The sequence below is a fragment of the Agrobacterium rosae genome (assembly GCF_002915175.1).
In the GTDB taxonomy this organism is placed as follows: domain Bacteria; phylum Pseudomonadota; class Alphaproteobacteria; order Rhizobiales; family Rhizobiaceae; genus Agrobacterium; species Agrobacterium rosae.
The window spans coordinates 203,713-229,319 of record NZ_NXEJ01000007.1 but is presented as its reverse complement, the minus strand read 5'-3'; the positions used below and the strand labels follow the sequence as shown (position 1 = coordinate 229,319).

Here is a 25,607-nt window from a genome sequence, read left to right as displayed (position 1 = left end):
CGACGCCAGATGCAGAGCTGAAACTAGAGGCTATATGCCAGGCCGCGCATGTCGCGCAGCAGATTTACTCTATGCGATGCACAGCAAATCAATGACCCAAGAGTGCCAGATGAACGGTAGATGAACAAGAGCAAATGCAGCAAAAACACATTGTGCGCTGCAATGTGATCAAAACGTTACAGAGGTTAACAGACGCCACAAATGCAAAAGGCCGCAGCGAATGCCACGGCCTTTCGGAAATGTGTAGAGAAAAAAGCTTACTCTGCGTCGCCTTCAGCGGCCTTCTTCTTTGCAGGAGCCTTCTTCTTTGGAGCGGCTTCTTCGCCTTCCGCAGCGTCGGCCTTTGCAGCAGCCTTCTTCTTGGCAGGCTTCTTGTCAGCCTTTTCGCCTTCTTCGGCGTCGTCAGCCAAAAGCTCTTCCTTCGTAACAGTCTTGTCCGTTACAGAGATTTCTTCGAGCAGCTTGTCGATGACCTTCTCTTCGAAGATTGGAGCGCGCAGCGAAGCGGAAGCGCCTGGCGTGTTGCGGAAGAAATCAAGGATTTCCTTCTGCTGGCCTGGGAACTGCTGAAGCTGTGCGAAAAGTGCACGCTGCATTTCTTCTTCGGTGACTTCAACGCCAGCCTTCTCGCCGATTTCGGAAAGAACGAGGCCGAGACGAACGCGGCGTTCAGCAAGCTTGCGGTATTCTTCGCGAGCTTCTTCTTCTGTCGTGTCTTCGTCAGCGAAGGTCTTGCCGGACTGGGCAAGATCGGTGTTGATCTGGCGCCAGATGTTGTCGAATTCTGCGTCAACCAGACCAGCCGGCGTTTCGAACTGGTAAACTTCGTCCAGCTGATCGAGAATCTGACGCTTCACCTTCTGGCGAGTGACGTTCGTGTACTGGCTTTCGATCTGACCGCGAACGATTTCCTTCAGCTTTTCAGCCGATTCGAGACCAAGCTTCGTTGCCAGTTCGTCGTTGATTTCAACGTCCGCCGCGGAAGCAACTTCCTTGACGGTGATGTCGAACACGGCTTCCTTGCCAGCGAGGTTCGCCGCAGGATATTCAGTCGGGAACGTAACGGTGATGGCCTTCTCATCGCCAGCCTTGACGCCAATGAGCTGGTCTTCGAAGCCAGGAATGAAGCGGCCGGAGCCGATCACGAGTTCTGCATCTTCAGCAGCGCCGCCATCAAAGGCTTCGCCATCGACCTTGCCGAGGTAGTTCATGGTGACGCGGTCGCCTTCAGCGGCCTTGCCCTTCTTGGTTTCGTAGGTACGAGCGCTTTCGGCGATCTTGAGGATCTGCTCGTTGATTTCCTCTTCAGTCACTTCAACGACTTCACGGACAACCTTGATGCCTTCGTTGGACTTCAGCTCGATTGCCGGAATGACTTCATAGGCAAGCGTGAATTCCAGATCGCTTTCAGCGGCGAGGATCTTTTCAGCTTCGTCCTGATCTTCCGTCATCGAGATCGCTGGCTGCGTTGCGGACTTTTCGCCACGGCCGGAAATGATTTCGGAAGGCTTGTCACGAACCAGTTCGTTGACGAGGTCTGCCATGATGGACTTGCCGTACATCTTCTTGAGATGAGCAAGTGGCACCTTGCCTGGACGGAAACCGTTAATGCGAACCTTGTCCTTGGCATCGGCCAGGCGCTCGTCAAGGCGAGACTTCATATCGGCGGCCGGAATAACGACCTTGATTTCGCGCTTCAGCCCTTCAGCGAGCGTTTCGATAACCTGCATTTTAATACCTTCACATCATGGCGGCGGTGCTCAGACAGCCGTTGGTTCACTTTCGAGCACAGCGCCGGAATCTAAATTCACCGGCCGTGGCTATATAAACTGCATGCACAAGCATTTTGCCGAGCAAAAACTGCGCTTGAGCCAGAGAGGCGGCGAAGCAAAAGCATCACGCATACCTCTCGGCGATTCATGTGGTGCGGGTAGAGGGACTCGAACCCCCACAACTCTCGTCGCCAGAACCTAAATCTGGTGCGTCTACCAATTCCGCCATACCCGCGCTCTTGAATCCTGCATAAACAACATCTGGCACATGAGGCCTTCTGGAGCGCGCGTCTCTATATCACCCGTTTCCGAGAGCGCAAAGGAAAAATGACGGTTTTACGATGCTATTTCACGCTGTTTTGCCGGGCCGACGACCTATTTGACGTCATCAACACGCGTTTATCTATCCAAGACATCCTCCGATCGACGCCGGCGAATGCGCAATGACAGGAATCAGACCAAGCCGCTTACAACGCGATCAAGCGCCAAAATCTGATTGCATCTCAAAAAAACACCCCCATAAGAAGAAAACGCACATACGAAAGGCAATAAATGCCGCGCAATTATGCAATCCTTAACAAACTAAGCCCGAAATTAACGATTGCTATGCGATCAGCGCATAGGTGGCATACTTCATTGTCTGTTTTTGTTCCTGTTAAACCGATTATATTCGGCATCAGGAAATGAGTTGAGCGCTGACCCAAGCGGTGCCACAAACGAAAAGGACACGATCATGAATATCACTCGCTCGCTGAACAACTGGCGCAAGTATCGTCAGACAGTTACCGAACTTGGCCGCATGAGCGACCGCGAACTGACTGACCTGGGCATCGGCCGTAGCGACATCCGTCGCGTTGCACGCACTGCAGTTGGCGTCTAATATATAAACCACAGGCGGTCTTTTCCGCCTTGTTGGTATAATCTCAAAAAGGTCTCGAGCTTCGGCTCCGGGCCTTTTTCTTTGTTTTGCAGGTGATTTCCCAATCTTCACCTTGGTTCTTTCGCGATTTCTCGTTCAGCCTAAAAAATACCCAGCAACCGTCAAAAGATGCAAAATTAGCCGACGCATTGCACAAATGCATGGCAGTCGCCTAAAATCTGCACTCCACATCAGCACTCTGCATATGTATATACACATCAACAGCAGAGAGCGCAGGCAACTGGCCTCGGCAAACAAGTTCAGAAATCAAAGACAACAAAGATTGAGGAAACGACCATGAACCCTATCCGTATAGCAAAGAACTGGATCTCTTACCGCCGCACTCTGAACGAACTGGGCAGCCTGTCCAGCCAGACGCTCAGCGACATCGGCCTGACACGTTACGACATTCGCAACGTAGCTTCCCGTTCGTTCCGCTAATCGGCGTAAAACGTCACCCCGCTGACCGACCTCCCATGGACGCGGGTGACCGAGCGACAGGAAATAAAAACGGCGCCTTGTGCGCCGTTTTTGATTCTGGGGTGAGCACAACCTCATCGCCAGTTTCAGACACGATCGACCCCGATCAAGATGTCTGCTGGGATGATCCTAGGCTATAGGCATCATCCGCATTTCTCCATGATTTTCCCTAGCGCAACTAAACCACTTGATTCGCTTGACAAGAACACCTAAATATTAGAACATAAAGTGAACAAATGGAGTTGCAGCAATGCCAGCAGCAGATAAAACCATTGAGCAAGCCCTCACCCTCGTTGCCCAATCTCGCAGCCTGCGTGAAAGAGCGCTTGAGCGCCGCCGCGAATTGCAGAGACGAACGGAATATATGACCGCAAAGCCGGTTTATATTTTGAAGAAAAATGGCGGCAGGCAATTGTCACTACGTCTCGACAGCTAGCCCAGAGTAGCTAAAGTCGCATGGCGTTGAGATTGAACGCTCAGACCAACCAGTCGAATGTCACAAAAAATCCCGTGCCGGAGTTTTTCCGCACGGGATGTTTTGGAACAATATCTGGCATTGTTTCACTGTATTACTGCATGCGGGCAAGCGCTGACTGTGGGGACGCAGTCGCTGTTTCGGTGTTGCCGGGCAGGCGGTTGGTCTTTTTCAGAACCAGAACCGGCTTCTGTGCCTGCTCAGTTGGCATGGCAATGCTTGCTGTTTTGAATTCGCGGTCGACAGGAATCGACGTATTGATAGATGGCTGAACAATGGGATCGGCGAATGCCGCTGATGCGGAGATGCCAACCATGGCTGCGATGATGAGAACTGCCTTCATGTCATTCTCCCTTCGTTTGTATATTAGCAACATTGCTATTTATATTCGTCATTTGAAATTGTTCTTAAGGATTANTCATCATCGTTTGTATATTAGCAACATTGCTATTTATATTCGTCATTTGAAATTGTTCTTAAGGATTAGCTGACTACGAAATCAGGCTAATTCTTTCTCGTATCAAGTCTACTCTGGAGAGAGCGGCGAAATATCATCGCAACATACGTTCCTCTTAGCGGTATGATGAGAGGTTTGTATGTAGAGGCCGAGGTATTATTGGCCGCCTCTATCGTGCGTCTGCTATCGGAACTGTTTTGCGACTTCATGCCACTTCTCCTTCGCGAAATTAACGGAAGGTGAGCGCTTTTAGTTCCTTGACAGCCGGCCAAAGGTTAAGATTCGCCGCCGAAAATCGTTAACGGACCTTCACAAGCCCGTTACTCGATCCGCTGATGGCTGTGAAAGCCTTCAAATATCGAAGGTGCCGGTTGCGACACGTATGGCATGACCGCCTATACGAGCCCGGGCAATCTCTCTTTCCTTAACATCCATGTTGAGATGGATATGGGAAGGTCTGCCCATTTCGATGCCTTGCTCGATCAGGATTGGGTAATGCCCATCCGCCAGACTATCGAAATGATGGATAGCACCGGAAAAAGCCGCTGCGGCAGCACCGGTGGCCGGATCTTCCGATATGCCCATGCTGGGCGAAAACATCCTCGTATGAAACTTCGCTGCGTGATTGACGCCGCCTCGACAGTAAAGATAAGCCGAAACCAGACGGCCTTCCACCAAGGGTGCCAGCTTCAGCCATAATGTTGGGTCGAAATCCACCTCCTGCATTGCGGAGAGGTTTTGCACTGGTATCGCCAGAAAAGGAACGCCAGCCGTCCATATCGACGGGACGTGATTTTCGAAACCAAGCTGTGACTCTGCCAGGCCGATGGCATCGGCAATTTGTGCATGGTCGAGCGGCAGGCTCACGCGCGCGGATTTTCTGGGCAGATCGAATTCGGCAAAGCTTGCTTCGCCGGTGCGAATGCGAATGGCGCACCGCACCGGTCCAACCAACTCCTCCAGTACCGAGACCATGTCGGCCTCACCGTCTGTATGATTGCGCTCCGCGATCGCGATGGCAGCGCCGACCGTTGGGTGACCGGCAAAGGGCAATTCGGATGCGGGTGTGAAAATGCGCAATGACGCTACATAAGCGGGATTATCGGATTTTCTGACGAAGACTGTTTCCGACAGGTTCATTTCCCGAGCAATGGCCAGCATCGTCGCATCGTCGAGGCCATCTGCGCCAAACATCACGGCCAGCGGGTTGCCAGCCAGTTTTTGGCGCGTGAAAACATCGTAGATACTGTAACTTATCGCCACGCCTCACACCTTCCGCATCGATGTTGGTTTTTGCAAACTGCCCGACCTCACCGACCTCCGCAACCCCGATTCATCAGGTGCCGCCAAGAAGCTGTGGACTTTGCCGCAGCGAAGTCTCGGGGCGAGGCCTGACGATGCCTGCTCCTGTGAAAGAGCTTGTCCTGACCGGACTTCTTCATGTACCACAGACCGTCAACAGGGGTGACGGCATGTCGCGTTCAACTGATCATCTATGTTTCGTAGCCTCGACCACCGATGAAGCGCAAGCTGCGCGGGACACGCTCATCCAGCAATATGGGAATACCTCTTTTGAAGAGGCAGGCATCATCATCGTTCTGGGTGGTGACGGGTTCATGCTGCAAGTGCTGAATGAAACGATGAATTCCGGCAAGCGGATCTATGGCATGAACCGCGGTTCGGTCGGCTTTCTGATGAATGATTACCGGGTCGAGGGTCTAGCCGAGCGCGTGGCCAAGGCGACCGCAAATGAATTCCACCCTTTGCGCATGACGGCCATCGATGCCAATGGCGAGGAATTCACCGCCCTTGCCATGAACGAGGTCAGCCTGTTCCGTCAGTCGCATCAGGCTGCAAAGCTGAGAGTGGATGTGGATGGAAAGACGCGGCTGGAGGAACTGATATGCGATGGCATGATGGTGGCAACGCCCGCCGGTTCCACCGCTTACAACTTTTCCGCCCATGGCCCCATTCTGCCGCTCGAATCGCCTTTGCTGGCACTCACGCCTGTCAGCGCCTTTCGCCCTCGCCGCTGGCGTGGTGCGCTTCTGCCGAATAAGGTAACGGTCGATATCCACGTTCTTGAGAGTGAAAAACGCCCCGTTAACGCCGTGGCTGACCACATCGAGGTCAAATCGGTGCAGATGGTGCGGATTGCGCAATCCAAGGATAGAACCGCAAAAATCCTGTCGGACCCGGATCGGTCATGGTCGGACAGGGTGCTTGCCGAACAATTCTCGAATTGATGAAGACGATGATGATCAAAACGCTCCTCGCTACCACGTTTCTTGCAGCCAGCATCTGTTGCGCACAGGCGCAGACATCCGACATCGATACCCTGCCCGCCTCGGTGATTTTCGTTGCCAGCAGCGGAATGTGGGAGCAGACGGCCAAGGTGCCGGAAGGTGCGACAGCCCCGCAGACGAATAGCGGCGAGCCGACTCGCGGATATTACAAGGTCGTTGCCGTTCGTCAGGGTGATGGCACTGCAAAGATCTATCTTCAGCAGCTTGCCTATACCGCCAACGGCCCGAGCCTCGTGGAGACGGTGGAACTGGAAGAATTTACCCAGATGAAGGCCTATGTTACAGACATCAGGCCCGAAAGCTCATCTGGCGCATCCGATGTTCCGGGCCTTTTCATAACCGTCCATCTCAAAACTAACCCTACCCAGAAAGAAGCGGATGCCTGGACGGTTCTGATCGATGAGTTGGGTGATATGAAGATCGAAAAAGCCTCGAATTAAAGGCCCAAGTCTTCAGGACTATCAAGCACGGCACCAAAATGATGCTTCCAGAGGCGTGCACCCAGAGCGCCGGAACGGTCTAGGCTCGAGCCAACCGTCAACCATGGAACGAGTGTCGGCTGTAATCCGGCATCGAAGAACGAAAATCCGGCAGCCAGTACGCAGGTATCGGCCTGAATACCGCAAACCAACACCCGGTCGACGTTGAGCGACCGCAGATAGTCCACAGCCTCTTTCGGCGGTGCATAGCCGTGTTTGATGAAAATGCGATCTGCGGGAACGAGAGAATCGTCTGATGGTCCCGGCTTCCAGCCAAGCTGACGCTCGAACGGTGTGACGCTTTCATTGTGCCGCTCGACGCTGGCAACGCTCGGTAATTGTCTGGCAAGGGCCGTGATCTCAGTAACGAGTTTAGCGGGTGGGCTGAAACTCGGCTGGACGTCGACAATATAAAGCACCTGCTTCACGCTCACCTCCAAAACAAAAAGCCTCCCGCAAACCTAATGCGAGAGGCCAATCTTTTACCGACGTTTCCCGGGGGATCAGTCGATATCGGCAACCTCGACATCCGCACCACCGCTGATGCGGTGGGCAAGGGCTGCTTCCATGAATTCGTTCAGTTCGCCGTCCAGCACATTGCCTGGAGCCGTGCTTTCAACGCCGGTGCGCAAATCCTTGACCAACTGGTAAGGCTGCAACACGTAGGAACGGATCTGGTGACCCCAGCCGATATCAGATTTGGAGGCAGCCTGCGCATTCGCCGCAGCTTCCCGCTTCATCAACTCGGCCTCATAGAGACGCGAACGCAGCATTTCCCACGCCTTGGCACGGTTCTTGTGCTGGGAGCGCTCCTGCTGGCAGGCAACCGCGATGCCGCTTGGAATATGCGTGATACGCACAGCCGAGTCCGTGGTGTTGACGTGCTGTCCACCGGCACCCGAGGAGCGATAGGTATCGATGCGGCAATCGCTTTCGTTGATATCGATCTGGATCGAATCATCGACCACCGGATAAACCCAGATGGAGGAGAACGATGTATGACGACGCGCATTGCTGTCGTAAGGCGAGATACGCACGAGGCGGTGCACGCCTGATTCCGTCTTCATCCAGCCGAAGGCATTATGACCCTTAACCAGAATGGTCGCCGATTTGATGCCGGCTTCTTCGCCATCGTGAATTTCAAGGATTTCCACCTTGTAGCCCTGGCGCTCGGCCCAACGGGTGTACATGCGCAGCAGCATGTTAGCCCAGTCCTGGCTTTCGGTACCGCCGGCACCCGAATGCACTTCGACATAGGTATCATTGCTATCGGCTTCGCCTGAGAGCATCGCTTCCACTTGACGGCGGTTGGCTTCGTTTCTCAGCGCCTTCAAGGCATCTTCGGCTTCCTTGACGATGTCAGCATCGTCTTCGGACTCGCCCATTTCGATCAACTCGATGTTGTCATTGACCTGCTGCTCGAGCAGCTTCACGCCATTGATGGATTCATCAAGCTGCTGGCGCTCGCGCATCAGCTTCTGGGCCTCAGTGGCGTCATTCCAGAGGTTGGGATCCTCGGCCTTGTTGTTCAACCAGTCCAGTCGTCTTATCGCCTGGTCCCAGTCAAAGATGCCTCCTCAGCAGGCTTATGGCCTGCTTGATTTCGTCGACGACGTTCACGATCTCATTGCGCATTTCGCAGATACTTCGCTTTCATTGATAAACTAGGCTTGAAACTGGATGGCTGAATAAATGCGAGGGGCGCGGATGTAAAGACCGCGCCCCTCGTCCTGTCCGCAAATGCGTTTAATAGAGGCCGCCGCCGCCGCCGGTAATGGCCTGCTGGGCCTGCGGCGAAGCACGCAGAATATCTTCCTGAGACATCGCGCCATCCATGCCGATAACCGAGAAGCTGCTGGCCGGACCCGTACCGGGCTTAAAGGCTTCCATGATGGTGTCAGGCTCACCTTCGTTTGCAGCCATACCGGTCTTTCGGTTGACAGCCACGAACTGCATTCCATCAGGCACGATGAACTTGCTCTGCGGCAAATGCTTTGCAGCTTGGGCAATGAACTCGCCAAAGATCGGTGCCGCCAGCGATCCGCCGGTGCCACCACGTCCCAGCGGTGCCGGGCTGTCGAAACCGATGTAAAGACCTGCAACCAGATCTGGCGTATAGCCTACGAACCAGGCGTCCTTTTCATCGTTGGTCGTGCCAGTCTTGCCCGCAACCGGCAGATCGACCTTGATTTTGCCCGCAGCCGTGCCGCGCTGAACGACGCCCTGAAGCATGGATGTGGTCTGATAGGCGGTCATAGGATCGAGAACCTGTTCACGGTTATCGACAATCGTCGGCTCGTCCTGGTTCTGCCAGCTTGGCGCATTGCAGCTCTCGCAACCGCGCTCTTCATGGCGGAAGATCGTCTTGCCGTAACGGTCCTGAATGCGGTCGATCACCGTTGGATTGATCTGCTTGCCACCATTCGCGATAACCGAATAGGCAGAGACCATACGCATCACGGTGGTTTCACCGGAACCGAGCGACATGGCCAGAAGCGGTGGCATCTTGTCATAGATGCCGAAGCGCTCCGCATATTCAGCCACCAGGTTCATGCCCATGTCCTGCGCAAGCCGCACAGTCATGAGGTTACGGGATTTTTCGATGCCGAGACGAAGTGTGGATGGGCCAGCCACCTCCCCGCCGTAGTTCTGAGGGCGCCAGACCTGTCCGCCGGAAACGACTTCCAGTGGTGCATCCATGACCACGGAAGCAGGCGTATATCCATTGTCCAAGGCAGCGGCGTAAATGAACGGCTTGAACGAAGACCCCGGCTGACGCATGGCCTGCGTTGCACGGTTGAACTCCGACTGACCGTAGGAGAAGCCGCCGACCATGGCCAGAACACGGCCGGTATGCGGGTCCATGACCACCATGCCACCCTGCACCTTGGGAGGCTGACGAAGGCGATAATCATCACCCTTTGCAGACAAAGGCTCGACGTAAACAACGTCGCCAGCCTTCAAAACAGTGGCAGGCGACTTGGCCGTCGCGCGCTGGCCCTTGGCATCGCGGTAGGCCCATTTCATGTTTTCAGGCTTGATGCGACCACGGCTGCGCAGATCAGGATTTTCCGCATCGCCATCCGGGCGAAGTCCAATATCGACGCCATCAGCAGTCGCAGACAGAACAACGGCCATTTTCCACTCAGGGACGTCGCGGAGCGGTCTCAGCTTCAACAGCGCTGCAACCCAGTCTCCAGAGGTATCAACCTGATCGATGGCTCCATGAAAACCACGGCGCTCGTCATAATCCAGAAGACCGTCTTGAAGCGCCTTGCGGGCTTCCATCTGGATGTCTGGATCAAACGAGGTACGAACCGAAAGGCCGCCTTCCAGCAATGCCTTTTCGCCGTATTTCTCAACGATCTGGCGGCGCGCTTCCTCGGAGAAGTAATCCGATGCCGCAAGACGTGCGCCGCCGGTGCGGATATTCACGCCCAGCGGCTGGGTTTTGGCATCCGCAGCATCGGCTTGCGTGATGTAGCCATTCTCCGCCATGCGGTCGATAACCCAGTTACGGCGCTCGACAGCTGCCTTTTCACGACGCAGCGGATGATAGTTCGCCGGACCCTTTGGCAGAGCGGCGAGATAGGCTGTTTCGGCAATCGTCAGCTCGGTGACTGACTTATTGAAATAGGTCAGCGCAGCACTGGCGATACCGTAGGAATTTAAGCCGAAGAAAATCTCGTTCAGATAAAGTTCGAGGATCTTGTCCTTGCTGTAGGCCTGCTCGATGCGGAACGACAAAACGGCTTCCTTGGCCTTGCGCTCCATTGTCTGTTCGTTGGTCAAAAGGAAGTTCTTGGCAACCTGCTGGGTGATGGTCGAACCACCTTGTGTCGGGCCACCTGTCACGAATGCCACGGCCGCGCGGGCAAAGCCAGTCACGTCAATGCCGGGATGCTGATAGAAATTCTTGTCTTCGGCGGAAAGAAATGCCGCCTTCACGCGGTCAGGGACTGCCTGGATCGGCAGGAACAGGCGGCGCTGCTTGGCGTATTCCGCCATCAGCGCACCATTGCCAGCGTGAATGCGGGTCGTCACCGGCGGCTCGTAACTGCTCAGGACTGCATAATCGGGGAGATCCTTCGTGATCGTCACCAAATAGATGGCAACACCACCAGCCACCACAAGGAACAGCATGCTGGCCAAGCCGAAGAAATATCCAATAAGTCTGATCATATTAAGCTACCGATACTTCGAATCGCGAAGGGTTGCGCCCGCAGTTATGCGCACATTCTTGCATATAGCGTGCCGTTTTGCACACCGCTTCATCGATGACAAGCTGCCAATAGAGGCATTCTCCGATATGTTATCGCGAACCACCTCTTCTGCTCAATGAAAAGAAGCAGCCCTAACCATCGAATCTCGTCTCCGAATAACGTGGGGAATGTGAGTAAAATAGGGCTTCCGCACCATTTACTCGCAAGGCTGCACAAGAGTTGATTGCTTTTCAAGCGAAGGGCGCATGGATGTCACAGCTCGCGTCGGTTATGCGGAAGCGACATAGTTCCGTCAGCCACCATTAGCCAAAGCTTGCTCTCTGTAACGCGTCACGGCGGTGGCCAGTGTATCGGCAACTTTTGCGCGCCATGTTTCGTCCAGCAACAGTTTTTCATCGTCCGGATTGGACAGGAAACCGAGCTCCAGAAGAACGGACGGCACATCATGGGCGCGCAGCACCTGAAAGCCTGCGTAGCGATGGGGATTATTGATGAGGCCGACCTGCCCTTCGAAGGATTTCACGATGTTTTCTGCGAGCGTCACGGAAAAAGCCTGCGTCTCACGCCGGGTCAAATCGAGCAGAATGTCGGCCACCTCCGGCCTTTCGTGCTGCACGGCCACGCCCGCAATCTGGTCCGATAGGTTCTCGCGCTCGGCCAGAGCCTGTGCCATTCTGTCAGAGGCACGATCGGAAATCGTATAGACCGTCGCCCCGCGAATGCCCTTTTGTTTCAACGTGTCGGCATGAACTGAGATAAAGAGATTGGCATTTTGCTGACGGGCCAATGTCACGCGCTCCGAGAGCGCCAGAAACGTATCATCATCCCGGGTAAGGAATGCTTTGACGCCGGCAATCTTGTTGAGGCGGTCGGCCAGTTGCTTGGCAAAGGTCAGCGTGATGACCTTTTCGTCCGTCCCAGACACGGCACCCTTGGCACCGGCATCGATTCCGCCGTGGCCCGCATCCACCGCGATGACGAACTCGGACTGGCGGGAGGTTTTGGGCATAACATCCGTCGTCACGGAGGCAGTCGTTGCGGGTGCGAGAGCCTGCCAACTCTGATTCTTCAACAGATCGGCGAATTTCTGCTTCGTCGCCATTTCCGTATCCAGCACGAACCGGAAAGTCTTGCCGCCGTCATCTGACTTGCTTTCAGCAATCACCACCTGCGCGGGCTTCTTGGCTGTCAGCACGAGACGCGCACTCCCCTCACCCATGCTGCCGAAGCGGATATCGCTGAAAAGCCCGGTCGGGGCTAGATCGCTGGTCGGAAAGGAAAAGCCAACGGCTGGAAAATCCACGACGATGCGCGCAGGCGAATCCAGATAGTGGACCTCGAATTCCGGTTCCTGATTGAACTCCATGACGATGCGCGTGCGAGCCTCATCGCCGATAATACGTGCTTTGGTCGCGACGAGCGTGGGTGCCTGCTCATTGGCATGGCTCATCTCAAAGCCCGCCAGCACAGCCAGCAACGCCAAGGCGAAAATGCGGCTGATTCGTGCAATCGAAATCCAAATTTGTGACACGTTCATGCCGTCGATCGATGTTTTGATGGTCGCCAAGGTCGTTTCCGTATTTATCGTCTTTTAACAAAACAAGCTGCGCGTTTCAGCCAAATTCCGTCATTTCCACCCGTCAGAATGGCCTGATTTGCACTGCCGCGCAACAATCGCAGCCCTTGGTGAAGCAATTCTTAATTGCGAAATTCCACCAATGATATGGCATATTTAGCCACCCTATTGCTATTATGACGGATAAAACATACAACGTGAATGAGGGTTAAAAGTGTTGACGGGATAGATGCCCGCCGGCTGCCAATCGACAAAGACGCTGGCGCTGTAAATTCGGGCAATCATCTGCCGTCGCTGCATTTTTCTCCTGAAACTGGATCAATTCCGGCCGTGGCTGGAACAATACCCGGTGGCATGCCACCGCGCGCTCGAAGAGAGCATTTTCATCGGACCTTACGGGGTCTATTTATTAAAGTCGTTCTCGCTTGGCCAATGATGTCGTTGCAGCAGCTTTCAAATCAACCGGATACCAAGAGCAGGCATCATGCTTTGCCAGTTATCCGGATGCTGCCAGTTAACAGACGCCGGGCAAGAAACTTCATTTCCGGCACACCCTTGAAAATAGATGAAAGGCCTGTCCTCGCGGCGGGCCTGCTCTCGTATATGACAAGGCTGCGCCGAGGAGCACAGCTTACATGGCAGACAAAATGCTTATCGACGCGTCCCATGAAGAGGAGACGCGCGTTGTTGTAGTCCGTGGAAATCGAATTGAAGAATTCGATTTCGAGTCGGAACACAAGAAACAAATTCGCGGCAATATCTATCTTGCCAAAGTTACCCGTGTGGAGCCTTCCCTCCAGGCAGCTTTCGTGGATTACGGCGGCAATCGCCACGGTTTTCTCGCTTTCGCGGAAATCCACCCCGATTATTACCAGATTCCCCTGGCAGACCGGCAGGCCCTTCTAAGAGCCGAAGCTGAAGATCACCGTCGCAACGACGACTTCGAGTCCGCCAACGACGCGCCAAATGAGCCAACATCGTCAGCGGTCGATCTTTCGCAGGTTGATCAACCCGATATCGGTATCGTTGCGGCAACAGCAGCGGAAACGGCCGTTGAAGAAGCAGTAACCACTGACACTGCGTTAGAACCGGTCGAAACCGAAGTTGAGGCTGTCGAAGCCTTGGCTGAGGACGTTCCAGCCGAAGACGAAAAGCCCAAGAAGCGCGTTCGTCGTCCCCGCACGAAGAAAAAGACAGACGACGTTTCTGCCGATGCGGCCGCCTCTGACGAAAGCTCGGAAGACGATGGCAGCAAGGGCGGCGAAATGGCTGCCATGGTCGACACCGACACGATTTCGGAAGAAGTTGAAGGTCTTGGCCGTCGCGATAATGATGACGACGATGATGATGACGACCATCACGAAAAGGAAGTCATCGAATCCGTTGGTGCCGAAGATGCGATGGAAGAAGTTCCAGACCGCGTTTCGCGCAAGCCACGCAAGCAGTACCGCATTCAGGAAGTCATCAAGCGTCGCCAGATTCTTCTGGTTCAAGTTGCCAAGGAAGAACGTGGCAACAAGGGTGCCGCGCTGACGACCTATCTGTCGCTCGCCGGTCGTTACTCGGTTCTGATGCCGAACACGGCGCGTGGCGGCGGTATTTCCCGGAAGATCACCCAGCCGACGGACCGCAAGCGCCTAAAGGAAATCGCACGCGATCTGGAAGTGCCGCAGGGCATGGGCGTTATCCTTCGCACAGCCGGTGCCAACCGCACCCGCGTCGAAATCAAGCGCGACTTCGAATATCTGATGCGTTTGTGGGAGAACGTTCGCACACTCACGCTGAATTCCACGGCTCCTTGCCTCGTTTACGAAGAAGGTTCGCTGATCAAGCGTTCGATCCGTGACCTTTACAACAAGGACATCAGCGAAATCATCGTGTCCGGCGAAGAAGGCTATCGTGAAGCGAAAGACTTCATGAAGATGCTGATGCCGAGCCATGCAAAGGTGGTTCAGCCTTACCGCGATATTCACCCGATCTTCTCGCGTTCGGGCATCGAAGCGCAGCTCGACCGCATGTTGCAGCCACAGGTGACTTTGAAGTCCGGTGGTTACCTCATCATCAACCAGACGGAAGCGCTGGTTGCTATCGACGTGAACTCCGGTCGTTCGACCCGCGAACACTCCATCGAGGAAACCGCCGTTCAGACCAACCTGGAAGCCGCCGAAGAAGTGGCACGCCAGCTGCGTCTTCGCGACCTTGCCGGTCTCGTCGTCGTCGACTTCATCGACATGGAAGAGAAGCGCAACAACCGCTCCGTCGAGAAGAAGCTCAAGGATTGCCTGAAGAACGACCGCGCCCGCATCCAGGTCGGCCGTATCTCGCATTTCGGCCTTTTGGAAATGTCGCGTCAGCGTATCCGCGCATCGGTTCTGGAGTCGACCACCCAGGTCTGCTCGCATTGCGGCGGCACGGGCCATGTTCGCTCCGAATCCTCCATCGCGCTGCATGTTCTGCGCGGCGTCGAGGAATACTTGCTGCGCAACACCACGCATAACATTACCGTTCGTTGCACACCTGACACGGCGCTTTACCTGCTCAACCACAAGCGCGCGACGATTGTCGATTATGAAGCCCGCTTCGGCGTTGCCATCATCATCGCAGCTGATGAGAGCGTCGGTGCGCAGCACTTCGCGATCGATCGCGGCGAAGCTGTCGAGAATCCGGTCAAGATCGAAAGCCTCATCCAGATGCTTCCTGACTTCGAGGAAGAGGAAGATGACATCATCATCGAAGCCGATGAGGATGAAGATGAGGAAGAAGTCGTTGTAAAGGCTGAGAAGACCGAAGCCCGTCCTGCACAGGCCGATACCGGTGAAGATGGCAAACGCAAGCGCAAGCGTCGTCGTCGTCGTCGGGGCAAGAACGGCGGCCAGAACGGCGCCGAGGCAAACGGTGATGCGGAAGACGATACATCGTCTGACGATCAGGATGATGATGCAGAAGCAGATTCCGATGACGAGGCTTCCGCCTCGACACCGGAAACAGGCGACGGCACGACATCTGACGATGGCAAGCGTAAGCGCCGTCGCCGTGGCAAACGTGGCGGACGTCGCAATCGCGATGAGAACGGCAACATCATCGAAGAGGATGGCTCTGAGCCTGAAACATCCGAGGGTGTTGAAGATGGCGCTGCTGCCGCTGCGATAGAGGGTGTCGAAGAACCCGCTGTTGTCGAAGCAGTTGAAGCCGAAGCACCGACGCCGACCGTGGAAGAAACGGAAAAGCCGAAGAAGCCACGCCGGACCCGCAAGGCCAAGGAAACAGTGACGGAGGAACCCGTAGCACCTGCTGCTGCTGTTCCGACCCATCCTGCCGCTCCTGCCCCTGTTGAAACGGTAGAGCCTGTCGTGGTTGAGGTAACCGTCGCAGACGTTGCTGTCGAAGAAGCTGGCGAAGCTTCTGCCGACCTCGGAAACGACGCAGCTGAAACGACGAAGCCTGCCCGTGCCAACCGCGGTGACAAAGTGTCGTCCTCGGAGCCCGTCGTCACCTCCCCATCCGGTGAAGGTGCAGAAGGCGGCGATCAGTCCAAGCCCCGCAAGGGCGGCTGGTGGCAAAGACGCGGCTTCTTCTAAAAAGCTGCCATCCACGCTGATATGACCAATGATTGAGGCTCCGTTTTACGGGGCCTCTTTTGTTTTGTGGTGGTACAGAGGTGGAGGCGAAGGCTCTACGGAACAGCAGGCAATGATACGAAATACTGGCTTTGCAGCCATGAGAGCGCTTCACATTGTCCCGAGCATAACGCGGGAGCGAAGAATTGATCGACCATCGCTTCGCCCACAGAACGCTTGATCATGAGCTTTTGCGGTGAGTTTATAAGAAAGTTATACTCCCTGAATTCAGCATTCAGGCAAGCTGCGCTGATCTGTTGCGGGAAGGTCACGATTGCGATAGTTGGAAAAAATGACAACTATCTCGAAATCCGGTTTGATCCGCATCAAAGCTCTCGGCCTACATTGGCGAGGCCCCCGGGCTCTTGGCATTTGAGGTTCGCGATCATAACGGGCAGCTAAAAGGGGTTCGTCCGCTTGGCGGTAGCGTCGAGTTTGGCGAGTCCGCAAAAGATGCGGTAATCAGGGAGTTTAAAGAGGAAATCGAGACTGATGTTTCCATTCTCGCAGGGCCTATGGTGCTGGAGAATGTCTACGTCCACGAGGGCGAACGCCGCCACGAAATCCTTTTCATTTTTGATCTGGCATTTCCTGATGGAGCTTTTGAAGGTCAAGAACACATTCGATTTAAGGAAGATGATGGCACCTCGATGGTGGCATCTTGGTATGATCTGCGAGAGCTAGATACTGACGGAAAACCAGAGCTTTATCCACAAGGCCTTAAATCTCGACTCATCAGTCGACGATAGCGCTGGCGCTCTGCGACCATCTCCGTCTTGGCAGCAGTGTTCGAAAAAGCACAATCTACTTGGTCGAGGTGCGAGGGCACGAAGTCCTTGCGAACCACATTTTCCCTGCCTTTTCACAAACTGAAAAGCCGCATCGTTTCCGATACGGCTTTTGAATAAAAGACTTATAGGGACCGATCGCTCACTCGTCGCGATATACCTTTTCACGGCGCTCGTGGCGTTCCTGGGCTTCGATGGACAAGGTTGCAATGGGGCGGGCGTCCAGTCTTTTGATGCCGATCGGCTCGCCTGTCTCTTCACAGTAGCCGTATGTGCCTTCGTCGATCCGCTGGAGCGCTGCGTCGATTTTCGAGATCAACTTTCTCTGGCGGTCGCGAGCGCGAAGCTCGATGGCGCGGTCTGTCTCGGACGATGCTCTGTCGGCAAGATCCGGATGATTGGCGCTTTCTTCCGCGAGATGACCCAGCGTCTCGCGCGCTTCTCTCAGAATGTCGTTCCTCCAGCCGACCAGCTTTGCCCTGAAATAGGCCTTCTGGTTGGCATTCATGAACTCATCGCTTTCCGAGAGCACATAATTGCTAAGATCGATCTTCTCACTCACGCGATTCTCCTCGAAGAACATCTCATATGGCGCGGGTATACTCCAATGCCATACGCCCATTCAAGTCCGCAAAACAGTTTTTAGGCATTTTTAAATCTGTCACAAAATTCAGCTAAATGGTTATTTTTTATGCTTTATTCCCGAATCACGAATTATTTCTTCAATCACGTTATAAGAACTTGGTTATACAGGGCTCCACTTGCGGTGCCGCCGCCTGTTCCTGTAAAGCTTGCCAACGATGTTTACACCTGCATGGGATGCTCCGGAAATGCCAGTGCTCCAACCACCACCATTCCGGATCTATCTGATGCGACATGCGCGCGCGGCGTGGCCGGCTGGCGGTGAGCGGGACTTCGACAGGCACCTGGATGACGTGGGCTATGCGGAGGTCGAAGTTGTCGCCGCACATGCAGCGGACAAGGGCTATCTCCCAGATGTCGTCTTGAGCTCGACAGCAACGCGTTGCCGCGAAACGGCGCAGTCGGTGCGGCGGGCATTCAACGACGCATTCGACATCGCCTATGTCGATGAGATGTACAACGCTCAGCCGGAAACCTATCTCGCATTGATCGCTGCGCAAGCACCAAGCCGTTCCGTGATGCTGATCGGCCATAACCCGACGCTGGATGCGGTTGCTGAGGCATTTCTAGGACAGCGGAAAATGGAAAGCCTGTTGCCATCTGGCTTTCCCACGGCAGGCCTTGCGATACTTGACGCAAAGCTGGACGGTAATGGTAACGTCGCTGAATGGCAGATGCTCGAATTCCTCGGACCGTAAGGCCGAACGTCGCCCGATGAAAACTTTCCATGGCCCGCTTCTTTTTTAAGCAGACGTCAGACCTATATATTTTCATGAAGCGAAATATTTTGTGGAAACGTTCATTGTCGCCATCCCTTACGTCTGTCACCGATAGCGCATTGATTGCCATAGACAATCTCACAGATCGCGCCAGCGCCCTGACCAACCCGACTTTACGGCTGGGCGTCACTGGGCTTTCGCGCGCGGGCAAGACTGTCTTCATCTCTTCCTTGGTCCACAATCTGCTGAATGGTGGCCGTCTTCCCCTTTTCGAAGCGCTTCGCTCCGGCAGAGTATCCAACGTGCGGCTGGAGCCGCAGCCGGATGACGCGATTCCACGTTTTCAATACGAAGACCATATTCAGGCACTGGTGCGCGACCGCATCTGGCCGGATTCGACGCGTGCCATATCCGAATTGCGCATCACGCTGGATTACCAGAGCGCCAGTGGCTGGGGCCGATGGTTTTCCTCTGGTCGTCTCGCCATCGATATCGTTGATTACCCCGGCGAATGGCTGCTTGACCTCCCACTGCTGACGCAGGACTACAAGACCTTTAGCGATAACACGCTGTCACTTGCCACTCAGGGCGTGCGCGCCGAACTGGCGCGAGAATGGCTGGAAATCGCCACCTCGGTCGATATGGATGGCCCTGCCGACGAAATGACGGCGCGACGTCTGGCGGAAAGTTTCGCCACCTATCTTCGTGCCTGTAAATCCGATGAGCGCTCGCTGTCCACTTTGCCACCCGGTCGTTTCCTGATGCCGGGCGACTTGGAGGGATCACCTGCCCTCACCTTTTCGCCTCTTCCCGGCTTGAGCGATGTGAAGGCACCGAAGGGCTCGCTCAGAGCCATGATGGAGCGGCGTTACGAGGCCTATAAGTCCATCGTCGTGAAGCCGTTTTTTCGGGAGCACTTTGCGCGGCTCGACCGCCAGATCGTGCTGATCGACGCGCTGCAAGCCGTTAATCGCGGGCCGGAAGCGGTGCAGGATCTTGAACGGGCGCTGGGTGACGTTCTGGCATGCTTCCGACCGGGCAAGAACAGCCTGTTGTCGTCTCTGGTGCGCCGCCGCATCGACAAGGTGCTGGTCGCGGCAACGAAGGCGGACCATCTGCACCACGAAAGCCATGACCGCCTTGAAAACCTGACGAGACGCCTTGTGGATCGCGCCATCACCACCATCGGCATGAGTGGTGCGGGCATCGAAGTCATGGCTCTAGCCTCCGTGCGCGCTACCAAAGAGGCCAGCGTCCGTCAGGATGGCCACTCGCTTCCCGTCATCGTCGGAACACCGATTGCAGGCGAGAAGATCAATGGCGAAATCTTCGATGGCAATCGCACGACCGCCATTTTTCCCGGCGACCTGCCGGAAGACCCGGAACCCTTGTTTCGTGCACTGGATGCCGAAGGTGAAAAGGCCGACCTGCCAGATGTGAACGTTGTCCGTTTCCGTCCACCCAAGCTGGAAGAAACAAGCGGTGGCATCAAGCTATCCGTGCCGCACATACGGCTGGACCGCGCCATGCAGTTCCTGTTTGGAGACAAGCTCGCATGAAAGACGAGATCAACACGCCCAACCGACGCCCAGCGGCATTTACGCTGGAAAGCGAACCTGCGCCCACTCCGCAAACGGATATCAAGCGATCACCGCGCAGCTTCGACGCGGATATTTCGATGACGCCGGATGAGGAAGACCCGTTTCTGACCCCAGAAGAAATCGACAAGGCTGCCCTGCCCGTCGCGGCGCCGCGCAAGCGCCGTTTTTCCTTTGGCAAACTGGCGATGGGCGCTGTCGGCGTGCTGTTCTCGCTGGCCTTCGGGCTTTGGGCCGACCAGCTCATTCGCAATCTGTTTTCACGTTCGGACTGGCTGGGTTATACCGCCAGCGTCGCGCTTGCCATCGCCGTCTTTGCCGTTTTTGCGCTGGTGGCACGGGAAGCCATCGGCATCATGCGGCTGAACGCCGTTCAGTCCTTGAAATCAGACGCGGAAAAAGCGGCGCTGGAGAAAAAATCCTCTGCTGCGCGTGCCGTCATCGTGCGACTGAACGCCGTGCTATCGCACCGGGCCGAAACAGCAAAGGGTCGTGCCGCGCTGAAGGATACGGAAAACGATGTGATCGATGGTCGACACCTCATCGAGCTTGCGGAGCGTGAGCTGTTAAGCCCGCTAGACCGTCAGGCACGCGCGTTGATCATGAATTCCTCCAAGCGCGTCTCGGTCGTTACCGCCGTCAGCCCACGTGCCGTCGTCGATCTTGCCTATGTCCTGTTTGAGGTCACAAGGCTGGTGCGCACCATGGCAGAGCTTTATGGTGGTCGGCCCGGTACACTGGGAATGCTGCGGCTGCTGCGGGATGTCATTGCACATCTGGCTGTCACAGGGTCGATTGCGGTGGGTGATGGGCTCGCCCAACAGTTACTGGGCCACGGCATTGCGTCGCGGCTTTCGGCGCGGCTGGGTGAAGGGGTTATCAACGGCCTCATGACGGCGCGAATCGGCATCGCAGCCATGGATCTTTGCCGTCCGCTGCCCTTCAGAGCCTTGAAACGGCCCGGCATCAGCGACTTCGTCTCCGACCTCACACCTGATTTGACAAGCCGTAAAACTGATGAGAAGCCCTGAAACATAGGGCTTCTCTATGTCAAAAGGTTACGATCGACGAAGCTAATCTTGGCCAAATAAACCAAGCATTAACCATTCGCGACATAGATTGACCCTACACAAAGCGGCCATTTCGCCAGGGAAAGTATCATGTATTCGCGCTTCTTTTCGCTACTGGGCGGACTTGCCGCCGTTATGTCCGTCAGCGGCGGACTTGCAGTTTCCGACGTTCAGGCCGCCTCTCGCGATGACGTCTTTTTTGGCTCCGTTGCTGGCGTCTGGTCTGGTCCGGGCGAGATCGTCGCCGGAAAATACAAGGGCACGAAATTCACCTGCGACCTCACCGGCGAACCGCTGGGCGACAAGGAAACCGGCATCAAGCTGGGCGGTACGTGCCGCGTCGGCGTGTTCAAACAACCAATGTCTGCCGTCATTGCCAAGAAAGGCAACAGCTATGAGGGCAAGTTCCTCGATGGCTCCGAGGGCAAGGGACTGGATATCGTGTCCGGTCAGGTCAGCGGCGATAAGGTCGTCGTCGGCATCAACCGCGCCAAGCTGAACGGTGCCATGGTGGCCCGCGTCACCAACAACACTTCGATGAACATCACCATCTCCGTCAAGGTTGCGGACCAGATGGTTCCGGTCATCGGCCTGACGCTGGCGCGTAATGTCGACCAGATGGCGGTTGGATCGATCAAGCCATAAGGCTTCCTAAAAAATCATTCGTTTGAGAACGGGAGTGTCCACCACTCCCGTTTTTTGTTTGCGATACGGATGCCGGTCTTATCGGCCTCTTCCAGCCAGTCGGCAACCGGCCTACCATTGACCAACATCTGCGGTGCAATGTCAGCCAGTGGCATGAGTACGAAGGCACGCTCCGTCATGCGTGGGTGCGGAATTTCCACCCGCTCGGTCTGGATCGTCTCCTGACCGTAAGTCAGCACATCGATGTCGATGGTGCGCGGCCCCCAGCGCTCGCTGCGCACCCGCTTCATGCCGCGTTCGATGTCCAGACAGAGATCCAGCAGTTCTTCTGCCGAAAGCGGGGTTTCGACCATCGCGCAGCAATTGAAGAAATCGGCTTGATCCGTCTTTCCCCATGGCGGTGTGCTGTAAAGCTGAGAGACAGCCAACAGGCGACAGCTCTCGTGATTTGCAAAAGCATTGAGCGCCTGCGCCATTGAAGCGGGCGGATCGCCAATATTGCCACCCAAACCCAGCGCCGCAAGAGTCATGCCATCAGCCATGCTGTTCGACGCTCACCTGTGCGTAGTCGAGAATACCCGGTACGGGTGCCGATGGTTTGCGCACGGTGATCTTGACCCGCACGATTTGCGGATAACGTTTGCGCAGTGCGGTTGCGATGTCGTTCGCCAAGGCCTCGATCAGATAGCGACGCTGGCCGACGACGATCTTCTCGATCACCGCAAAGGCCACGCCATAATCAACGGTGTTTTCGATGTTGTCCGTTTCCAGCGCGTTTCCGGCTTCGACGTCCATTTCCGCATCTACGAAAAACCGCTGACCCAGCGCTTCCTCCTGCTCAAGCAGGCCATGACGGGCGAAAAACGAACAGTTCTTCAGCACTATCGTATACAGGCTCATGATCGCCCTTCCCCATTATTTTTCTTTTGTCTCAGAACGGCGTCGGCAATGGCCAAAGCATCTCTGGTCATTGCCACATTGTGTACACGAAAAACGATCGCTCCCGCTAGACGAAGTATTGCGGTGGTAGCGGCAGTTGCGACGTCGCGGTCTTCCGCCTCATCCTGCTGCGTCAGAGCACCGATAAAACGCTTGCGCGACGTTCCCGCCAGAATAGGCAGGCCGAAGCGGGAAAGCTCATCGAAACGCGACATCAACAGGATATTTTCATCCGTGTCCTTGGCAAAACCAAAGCCGGGATCGAGCATGATGGCATTGCGGGAAATACCGGCATGTTTCGCGATGTCCAGAGAGCGGTTGAGAAAGGCGAACTGGTCCTCAATGGCATCTGGCAGTTTCTGCCGCTCACGGCCGGTATGCATGATGCAAACCCCTGCCCCGGTTTCTGCCACCACGCCTGCCATCCCGGCATCTTTTTGCAAGCCGCAGACATCATTGACGATATGGGCACCCGCCTCCACTGCCAGCTTTGCCGTCGAGGCGCGGTAAGTATCGACGGATATCAAGGCGTCCGTCGCAGCAGACAGTCTCTCGATAATCGGCAGGACACGGTCCTGCTCTTCCTGCTCGCTCACGACAGCTGCACCCGGCCGGGTCGATTCGCCGCCGATATCGATGATGTGGGCACCGCCCTCTATGCAGGACAAGGCATGCGAGAAGGCCTGATCGGCAGCCAGATACCGCCCGCCGTCGGAAAACGAGTCCGGGGTTGCATTGACGATAGCCATAATAAGGCCATCCCCATCAAGTTTCAGGGAACGCCCATGCGCGACTTGCCACACATTGTCACTGGCTGTTATCACGTAACATCACGCCTTTTCCGGAATAACGGAGTGCCCGCCATTTATATCGTCTTCACTCCGCCTGCACCACAGACCTTAAAACCGGACGCGATTTTGGCAGAACATTGTGCGCATAGTGGAAGCATTGGCTCTATGGCGCAATCACCTTTCAAGTTCAACTGGAAGGCTGGCAAATGAAGCACCTCTCCCGCATGCTTTGCGCCGTGATAGCAAGTGCTACTTTGCTGTCAGCACCACTGGATGCAAGCGCCGAAACCGTGCTGAGCAAATCCTTCTCCTATTTCAAGGTCGGTGGACGCACGGCTGAAGATCTGGATCGCGAGCTTTCCCACCACGGGCCAATGACAAAATCCACTGGCGCGCGTCATCCGGGCGCCACCGAGATCAAGTTTGGTGGCGAATTGACCTATGTCGAACAGAATGGAAAATGCGGCGTGGGAACCGTCAAGGTGACGCTGAACACCAAAATTCTGTTACCCAGATGGACGAACCGGCGTCGGACCAGCGCAGAGCTTGGCCTGATCTGGGATACTTTGTCCGCCGATATCAAACGTCACGAGGAGCGGCATGCGGAAATCGCCCGCACCTATGCGCGCACTCTTGAAAAGCGGCTGCAATCCCTTCGCCCGCAGGCGGATTGTGAGCAGATGCAGGCGCTTGTCACCAAGACCACACAGCAGGTGATGGCCGCGCACGACAAGGACCAATTTCGTTTCGACGTCGTGGAATCGAAGAATTTCGATGCCCGTATGACCCGCTTGCTGAAATACCGCATTCAGCAGAACACATCGAACCGGTGATGTGCCACTACGAACGCCAAGTCGCGTAAGCTGGGGCGTTTCGTCGGATAATGATCATTGAGTTCTAGTCGTGGATGGAGTGCCGCGACTCGCGTATCATCGCACGTGAAATACCCGAGACCCATGCACTGTGCTTGAGTTCCCTTATCGGCTCTCCCCGGCGCATCTAGAACCGCAGGCGTTTCCTCCATCGCCTGCTGGTGATGTGCCCACCTCGCCTCGCTTGTTCCGCAAAACGGAAGGCGAGGCTTTTTGTGGCTGAGAAGAGCTGACGGGTGCCGATCAGCCCTGACGTTCCGGTACGTGTACGACCAGACCATCCAGCGCATCGGACATCTTGATCTGACAGGACAGCCGCGATGTGGGGCGAACATCGAAGGCGAAGTCCAGCATGTCCTCTTCCATCGGCTCGGGCGGGCCGACCCGCTCCGACCATGCGTCATCGACATAGACATGACAGGTGGCGCAGGCACAGGCACCACCGCATTCGGCGTCGATACCAGGGATGGAACTGCGGACGGCAACTTCCATGACTGTGGAGCCGTTGCTCACATCAAGATCATGCTGCGTGCCGTCGAAGGCAACGATGGTCAGTTTTGTCATGTCAGGCAATCCAGGAACGTGTTGAGAATGTTTCTAAACAAATAGAAAGACCGGCCCCACTTGGCAACCCGTGAATGCGGTTGCCAGGCGAAACCGGCCTGAAAAGATGTGTGCAGATAAGACTAGCGGCAGAGCTTCAGAATGAAATTCTCAGCTTCGATAACCGTCGTCGCCACCTTGGAAAGGGCTGCCACATCGCGACTGCCGTTTTCAATGGCTTCGGCTGCCGCCGCAACCTGAAAAGCGCCCACGGCATCTGCGGAACCCTTGAGACGGTGCGCGACGCCCTTCATCTCAATTTCGTTGACAGAGGCGAGGTCGTGCAGCAGGGTACGCGCATTGCGCGTGAAGAGCTGGAGGATCTCGATCTCCAGTTCCTTGTCACCCATGGTCTGGCGCGCCAGATGGGCGAAGTCTATGGGCTTGCTGCTCATCTGCGATGCACCGCCGAAATTGTCTGGGGCATCAAATGCTATACTCACCGCTGCCATTTTAAAAGTTTCCTCGGTTGGGTCATGTTTCTTGTTTTGAGGCACATATGTGCTGGTTCTAAGCAGATAGGCCTAGGATGAGATGAAAATGGGGCACGGGAACGGTGGAAATCTTCCGCTATGGTTAATTTATGGTAAGCTTATATGAAACAAGGCGTTCGGCCTGCTGTCAGAGTTTAAAAAC

General features: G+C 55.4%; 25 protein-coding genes and 1 tRNA gene. 12 read left to right on the top strand and 14 right to left on the bottom strand.

Features of this window, described 5'->3' with window-relative positions:
- Window positions 1-257: 257 nt before the first annotated feature.
- Window positions 258-1,730 (bottom strand): trigger factor, encoded by a 1,473-nt coding sequence (tig, locus tag CPJ18_RS15530; RefSeq protein ID WP_103659271.1) that lies wholly within the window; start codon window positions 1,728-1,730, stop codon window positions 258-260.
- A gap of 192 nt (window positions 1,731-1,922) precedes the next feature.
- A tRNA-Leu gene (locus CPJ18_RS15525) sits at window positions 1,923-2,007 on the bottom strand.
- Between the two features lie 498 nt (window positions 2,008-2,505).
- On the opposite strand from CPJ18_RS15525, the gene CPJ18_RS15520 reads away from it, so the two are divergent.
- The 3 genes from CPJ18_RS15520 to CPJ18_RS15510 all read left to right on the top strand — a co-directional run bounded on the left by CPJ18_RS15520 (window position 2,506) and on the right by CPJ18_RS15510 (window position 3,607).
- Entirely contained in the window at window positions 2,506-2,652 is a 147-nt protein-coding gene (locus CPJ18_RS15520; protein ID WP_077101415.1) for a DUF1127 domain-containing protein, read from the top strand.
- A 336-nt stretch (window positions 2,653-2,988) separates the two neighbouring features.
- Window positions 2,989-3,132 (top strand): DUF1127 domain-containing protein, encoded by a 144-nt coding sequence (locus tag CPJ18_RS15515; protein ID WP_077100706.1) that lies wholly within the window; start codon window positions 2,989-2,991, stop codon window positions 3,130-3,132.
- A 289-nt stretch (window positions 3,133-3,421) separates the two neighbouring features.
- Window positions 3,422-3,607: a hypothetical protein gene (locus tag CPJ18_RS15510; RefSeq protein WP_077100704.1), complete on the top strand. Its 186-nt coding sequence runs from the start codon at window positions 3,422-3,424 to the stop codon at window positions 3,605-3,607.
- Between the two features lie 133 nt (window positions 3,608-3,740).
- Here the strand turns inward: CPJ18_RS15510 and CPJ18_RS15505 are convergent, their stop codons facing one another.
- Together CPJ18_RS15505 and CPJ18_RS15500 are read right to left on the bottom strand one after the other, a co-directional pair.
- On the bottom strand, window positions 3,741-3,989 hold the full coding sequence (locus CPJ18_RS15505; RefSeq protein ID WP_103659270.1) for a hypothetical protein: 249 nt from the start codon (window positions 3,987-3,989) through the stop codon (window positions 3,741-3,743).
- Between the two features lie 465 nt (window positions 3,990-4,454).
- Window positions 4,455-5,366 (bottom strand): PhzF family phenazine biosynthesis protein, encoded by a 912-nt coding sequence (locus tag CPJ18_RS15500; protein ID WP_103659269.1) that lies wholly within the window; start codon window positions 5,364-5,366, stop codon window positions 4,455-4,457.
- Window positions 5,367-5,575: 209 nt separating this feature from the next.
- Here CPJ18_RS15500 and CPJ18_RS15495 point away from each other — a divergent pair, with 209 nt between their 5' ends.
- Together CPJ18_RS15495 and CPJ18_RS15490 are read left to right on the top strand one after the other, a co-directional pair.
- Window positions 5,576-6,349, top strand: a complete 774-nt coding sequence (locus tag CPJ18_RS15495) for an NAD kinase (RefSeq protein ID WP_103659344.1) — start codon at window positions 5,576-5,578, stop codon at window positions 6,347-6,349.
- Window positions 6,350-6,360: 11 nt separating this feature from the next.
- A complete protein-coding gene (locus CPJ18_RS15490; RefSeq protein WP_407026471.1) occupies window positions 6,361-6,849 on the top strand; it encodes a hypothetical protein in 489 nt (162 codons plus the stop codon).
- Here the strand turns inward: CPJ18_RS15490 and CPJ18_RS15485 are convergent.
- The 4 genes from CPJ18_RS15485 to CPJ18_RS15470 form a co-directional block, all read right to left on the bottom strand.
- A complete protein-coding gene (locus tag CPJ18_RS15485) occupies window positions 6,846-7,316 on the bottom strand; it encodes an isochorismatase family protein (RefSeq protein ID WP_103659342.1) in 471 nt (156 codons plus the stop codon). The two genes, CPJ18_RS15490 and CPJ18_RS15485, sit on opposite strands and share 4 nt — an antisense overlap.
- Before the next feature lie 75 nt (window positions 7,317-7,391).
- A protein-coding gene (prfB, locus tag CPJ18_RS15480) for a peptide chain release factor 2 (protein ID WP_167397914.1) occupies window positions 7,392-8,523 on the bottom strand; the annotation gives its coding sequence in 2 pieces (ribosomal slippage) (window positions 7,392-8,453 and window positions 8,455-8,523; 1,131 coding nt in all).
- A gap of 111 nt (window positions 8,524-8,634) precedes the next feature.
- On the bottom strand, window positions 8,635-11,070 hold the full coding sequence (locus CPJ18_RS15475; protein ID WP_077100694.1) for a penicillin-binding protein 1A: 2,436 nt from the start codon (window positions 11,068-11,070) through the stop codon (window positions 8,635-8,637).
- A 333-nt stretch (window positions 11,071-11,403) separates the two neighbouring features.
- Complete coding sequence (locus CPJ18_RS15470) at window positions 11,404-12,561, bottom strand: N-acetylmuramoyl-L-alanine amidase (RefSeq protein ID WP_244554088.1); 1,158 nt, start codon at window positions 12,559-12,561, stop codon at window positions 11,404-11,406.
- Window positions 12,562-13,322: 761 nt separating this feature from the next.
- Between CPJ18_RS15470 and CPJ18_RS15455 the strand changes: the two genes are divergently transcribed.
- Window positions 13,323-16,265: an Rne/Rng family ribonuclease gene (locus tag CPJ18_RS15455; protein ID WP_103659267.1), complete on the top strand. Its 2,943-nt coding sequence runs from the start codon at window positions 13,323-13,325 to the stop codon at window positions 16,263-16,265.
- Between the two features lie 404 nt (window positions 16,266-16,669).
- Entirely contained in the window at window positions 16,670-17,053 is a 384-nt protein-coding gene (locus tag CPJ18_RS15450) for an NUDIX hydrolase (RefSeq protein ID WP_342588096.1), read from the top strand.
- 181 nt (window positions 17,054-17,234) lie between these two features.
- On the opposite strand, the gene dksA is transcribed toward CPJ18_RS15450, so the two are convergent.
- Window positions 17,235-17,654 carry an RNA polymerase-binding protein DksA gene (dksA, locus tag CPJ18_RS15445; RefSeq protein WP_067644141.1) on the bottom strand — a complete coding sequence of 140 codons (420 nt, stop codon included), beginning with the start codon at window positions 17,652-17,654 and terminating at the stop codon, window positions 17,235-17,237.
- A 307-nt stretch (window positions 17,655-17,961) separates the two neighbouring features.
- Here dksA and CPJ18_RS15440 point away from each other — a divergent pair, with 307 nt between their 5' ends.
- From CPJ18_RS15440 to CPJ18_RS15425, 4 genes are all read left to right on the top strand, one after another.
- Window positions 17,962-18,432, top strand: a complete 471-nt coding sequence (locus tag CPJ18_RS15440; RefSeq protein WP_245445417.1) for a SixA phosphatase family protein — start codon at window positions 17,962-17,964, stop codon at window positions 18,430-18,432.
- A 104-nt stretch (window positions 18,433-18,536) separates the two neighbouring features.
- On the top strand, window positions 18,537-20,012 hold the full coding sequence (locus CPJ18_RS15435) for a YcjX family GTP-binding protein (RefSeq protein WP_103659340.1): 1,476 nt from the start codon (window positions 18,537-18,539) through the stop codon (window positions 20,010-20,012).
- Entirely contained in the window at window positions 20,009-21,082 is a 1,074-nt protein-coding gene (locus CPJ18_RS15430; RefSeq protein WP_103659266.1) for a YcjF family protein, read from the top strand. Before CPJ18_RS15435 ends, CPJ18_RS15430 begins: the two co-directional genes overlap by 4 nt.
- 129 nt (window positions 21,083-21,211) lie before the next feature.
- Window positions 21,212-21,766 (top strand): hypothetical protein, encoded by a 555-nt coding sequence (locus CPJ18_RS15425; RefSeq protein ID WP_077100682.1) that lies wholly within the window; start codon window positions 21,212-21,214, stop codon window positions 21,764-21,766.
- A gap of 14 nt (window positions 21,767-21,780) precedes the next feature.
- Here the strand turns inward: CPJ18_RS15425 and folK are convergent, their stop codons facing one another.
- From folK to folP, 3 genes are read right to left on the bottom strand one after another with little or no spacing between them, the layout of a single operon-like run.
- Entirely contained in the window at window positions 21,781-22,296 is a 516-nt protein-coding gene (gene folK, locus CPJ18_RS15420) for a 2-amino-4-hydroxy-6-hydroxymethyldihydropteridine diphosphokinase (protein ID WP_103659339.1), read from the bottom strand.
- A gap of 4 nt (window positions 22,297-22,300) precedes the next feature.
- The gene (folB, locus tag CPJ18_RS15415; protein WP_077100680.1) at window positions 22,301-22,666 is read right to left on the bottom strand and encodes a dihydroneopterin aldolase; all 366 of its coding nucleotides are present in this window, start codon (window positions 22,664-22,666) and stop codon (window positions 22,301-22,303) included.
- A complete protein-coding gene (gene folP, locus CPJ18_RS15410) occupies window positions 22,663-23,454 on the bottom strand; it encodes a dihydropteroate synthase (protein WP_103659265.1) in 792 nt (263 codons plus the stop codon). Before folP ends, folB begins: the two co-directional genes overlap by 4 nt.
- 248 nt (window positions 23,455-23,702) lie before the next feature.
- Between folP and CPJ18_RS15405 the strand changes: the two genes are divergently transcribed.
- Window positions 23,703-24,329 (top strand): DUF922 domain-containing Zn-dependent protease, encoded by a 627-nt coding sequence (locus CPJ18_RS15405; RefSeq protein ID WP_103659264.1) that lies wholly within the window; start codon window positions 23,703-23,705, stop codon window positions 24,327-24,329.
- A 282-nt stretch (window positions 24,330-24,611) separates the two neighbouring features.
- Here the strand turns inward: CPJ18_RS15405 and CPJ18_RS15400 are convergent, their stop codons facing one another.
- Together CPJ18_RS15400 and CPJ18_RS15395 are read right to left on the bottom strand one after the other, a co-directional pair.
- Entirely contained in the window at window positions 24,612-24,932 is a 321-nt protein-coding gene (locus CPJ18_RS15400) for a 2Fe-2S iron-sulfur cluster-binding protein (protein WP_103659263.1), read from the bottom strand.
- Between the two features lie 122 nt (window positions 24,933-25,054).
- Complete coding sequence (locus CPJ18_RS15395; protein ID WP_077100672.1) at window positions 25,055-25,423, bottom strand: Hpt domain-containing protein; 369 nt, start codon at window positions 25,421-25,423, stop codon at window positions 25,055-25,057.
- Window positions 25,424-25,607: the final 184 nt, after the last annotated feature.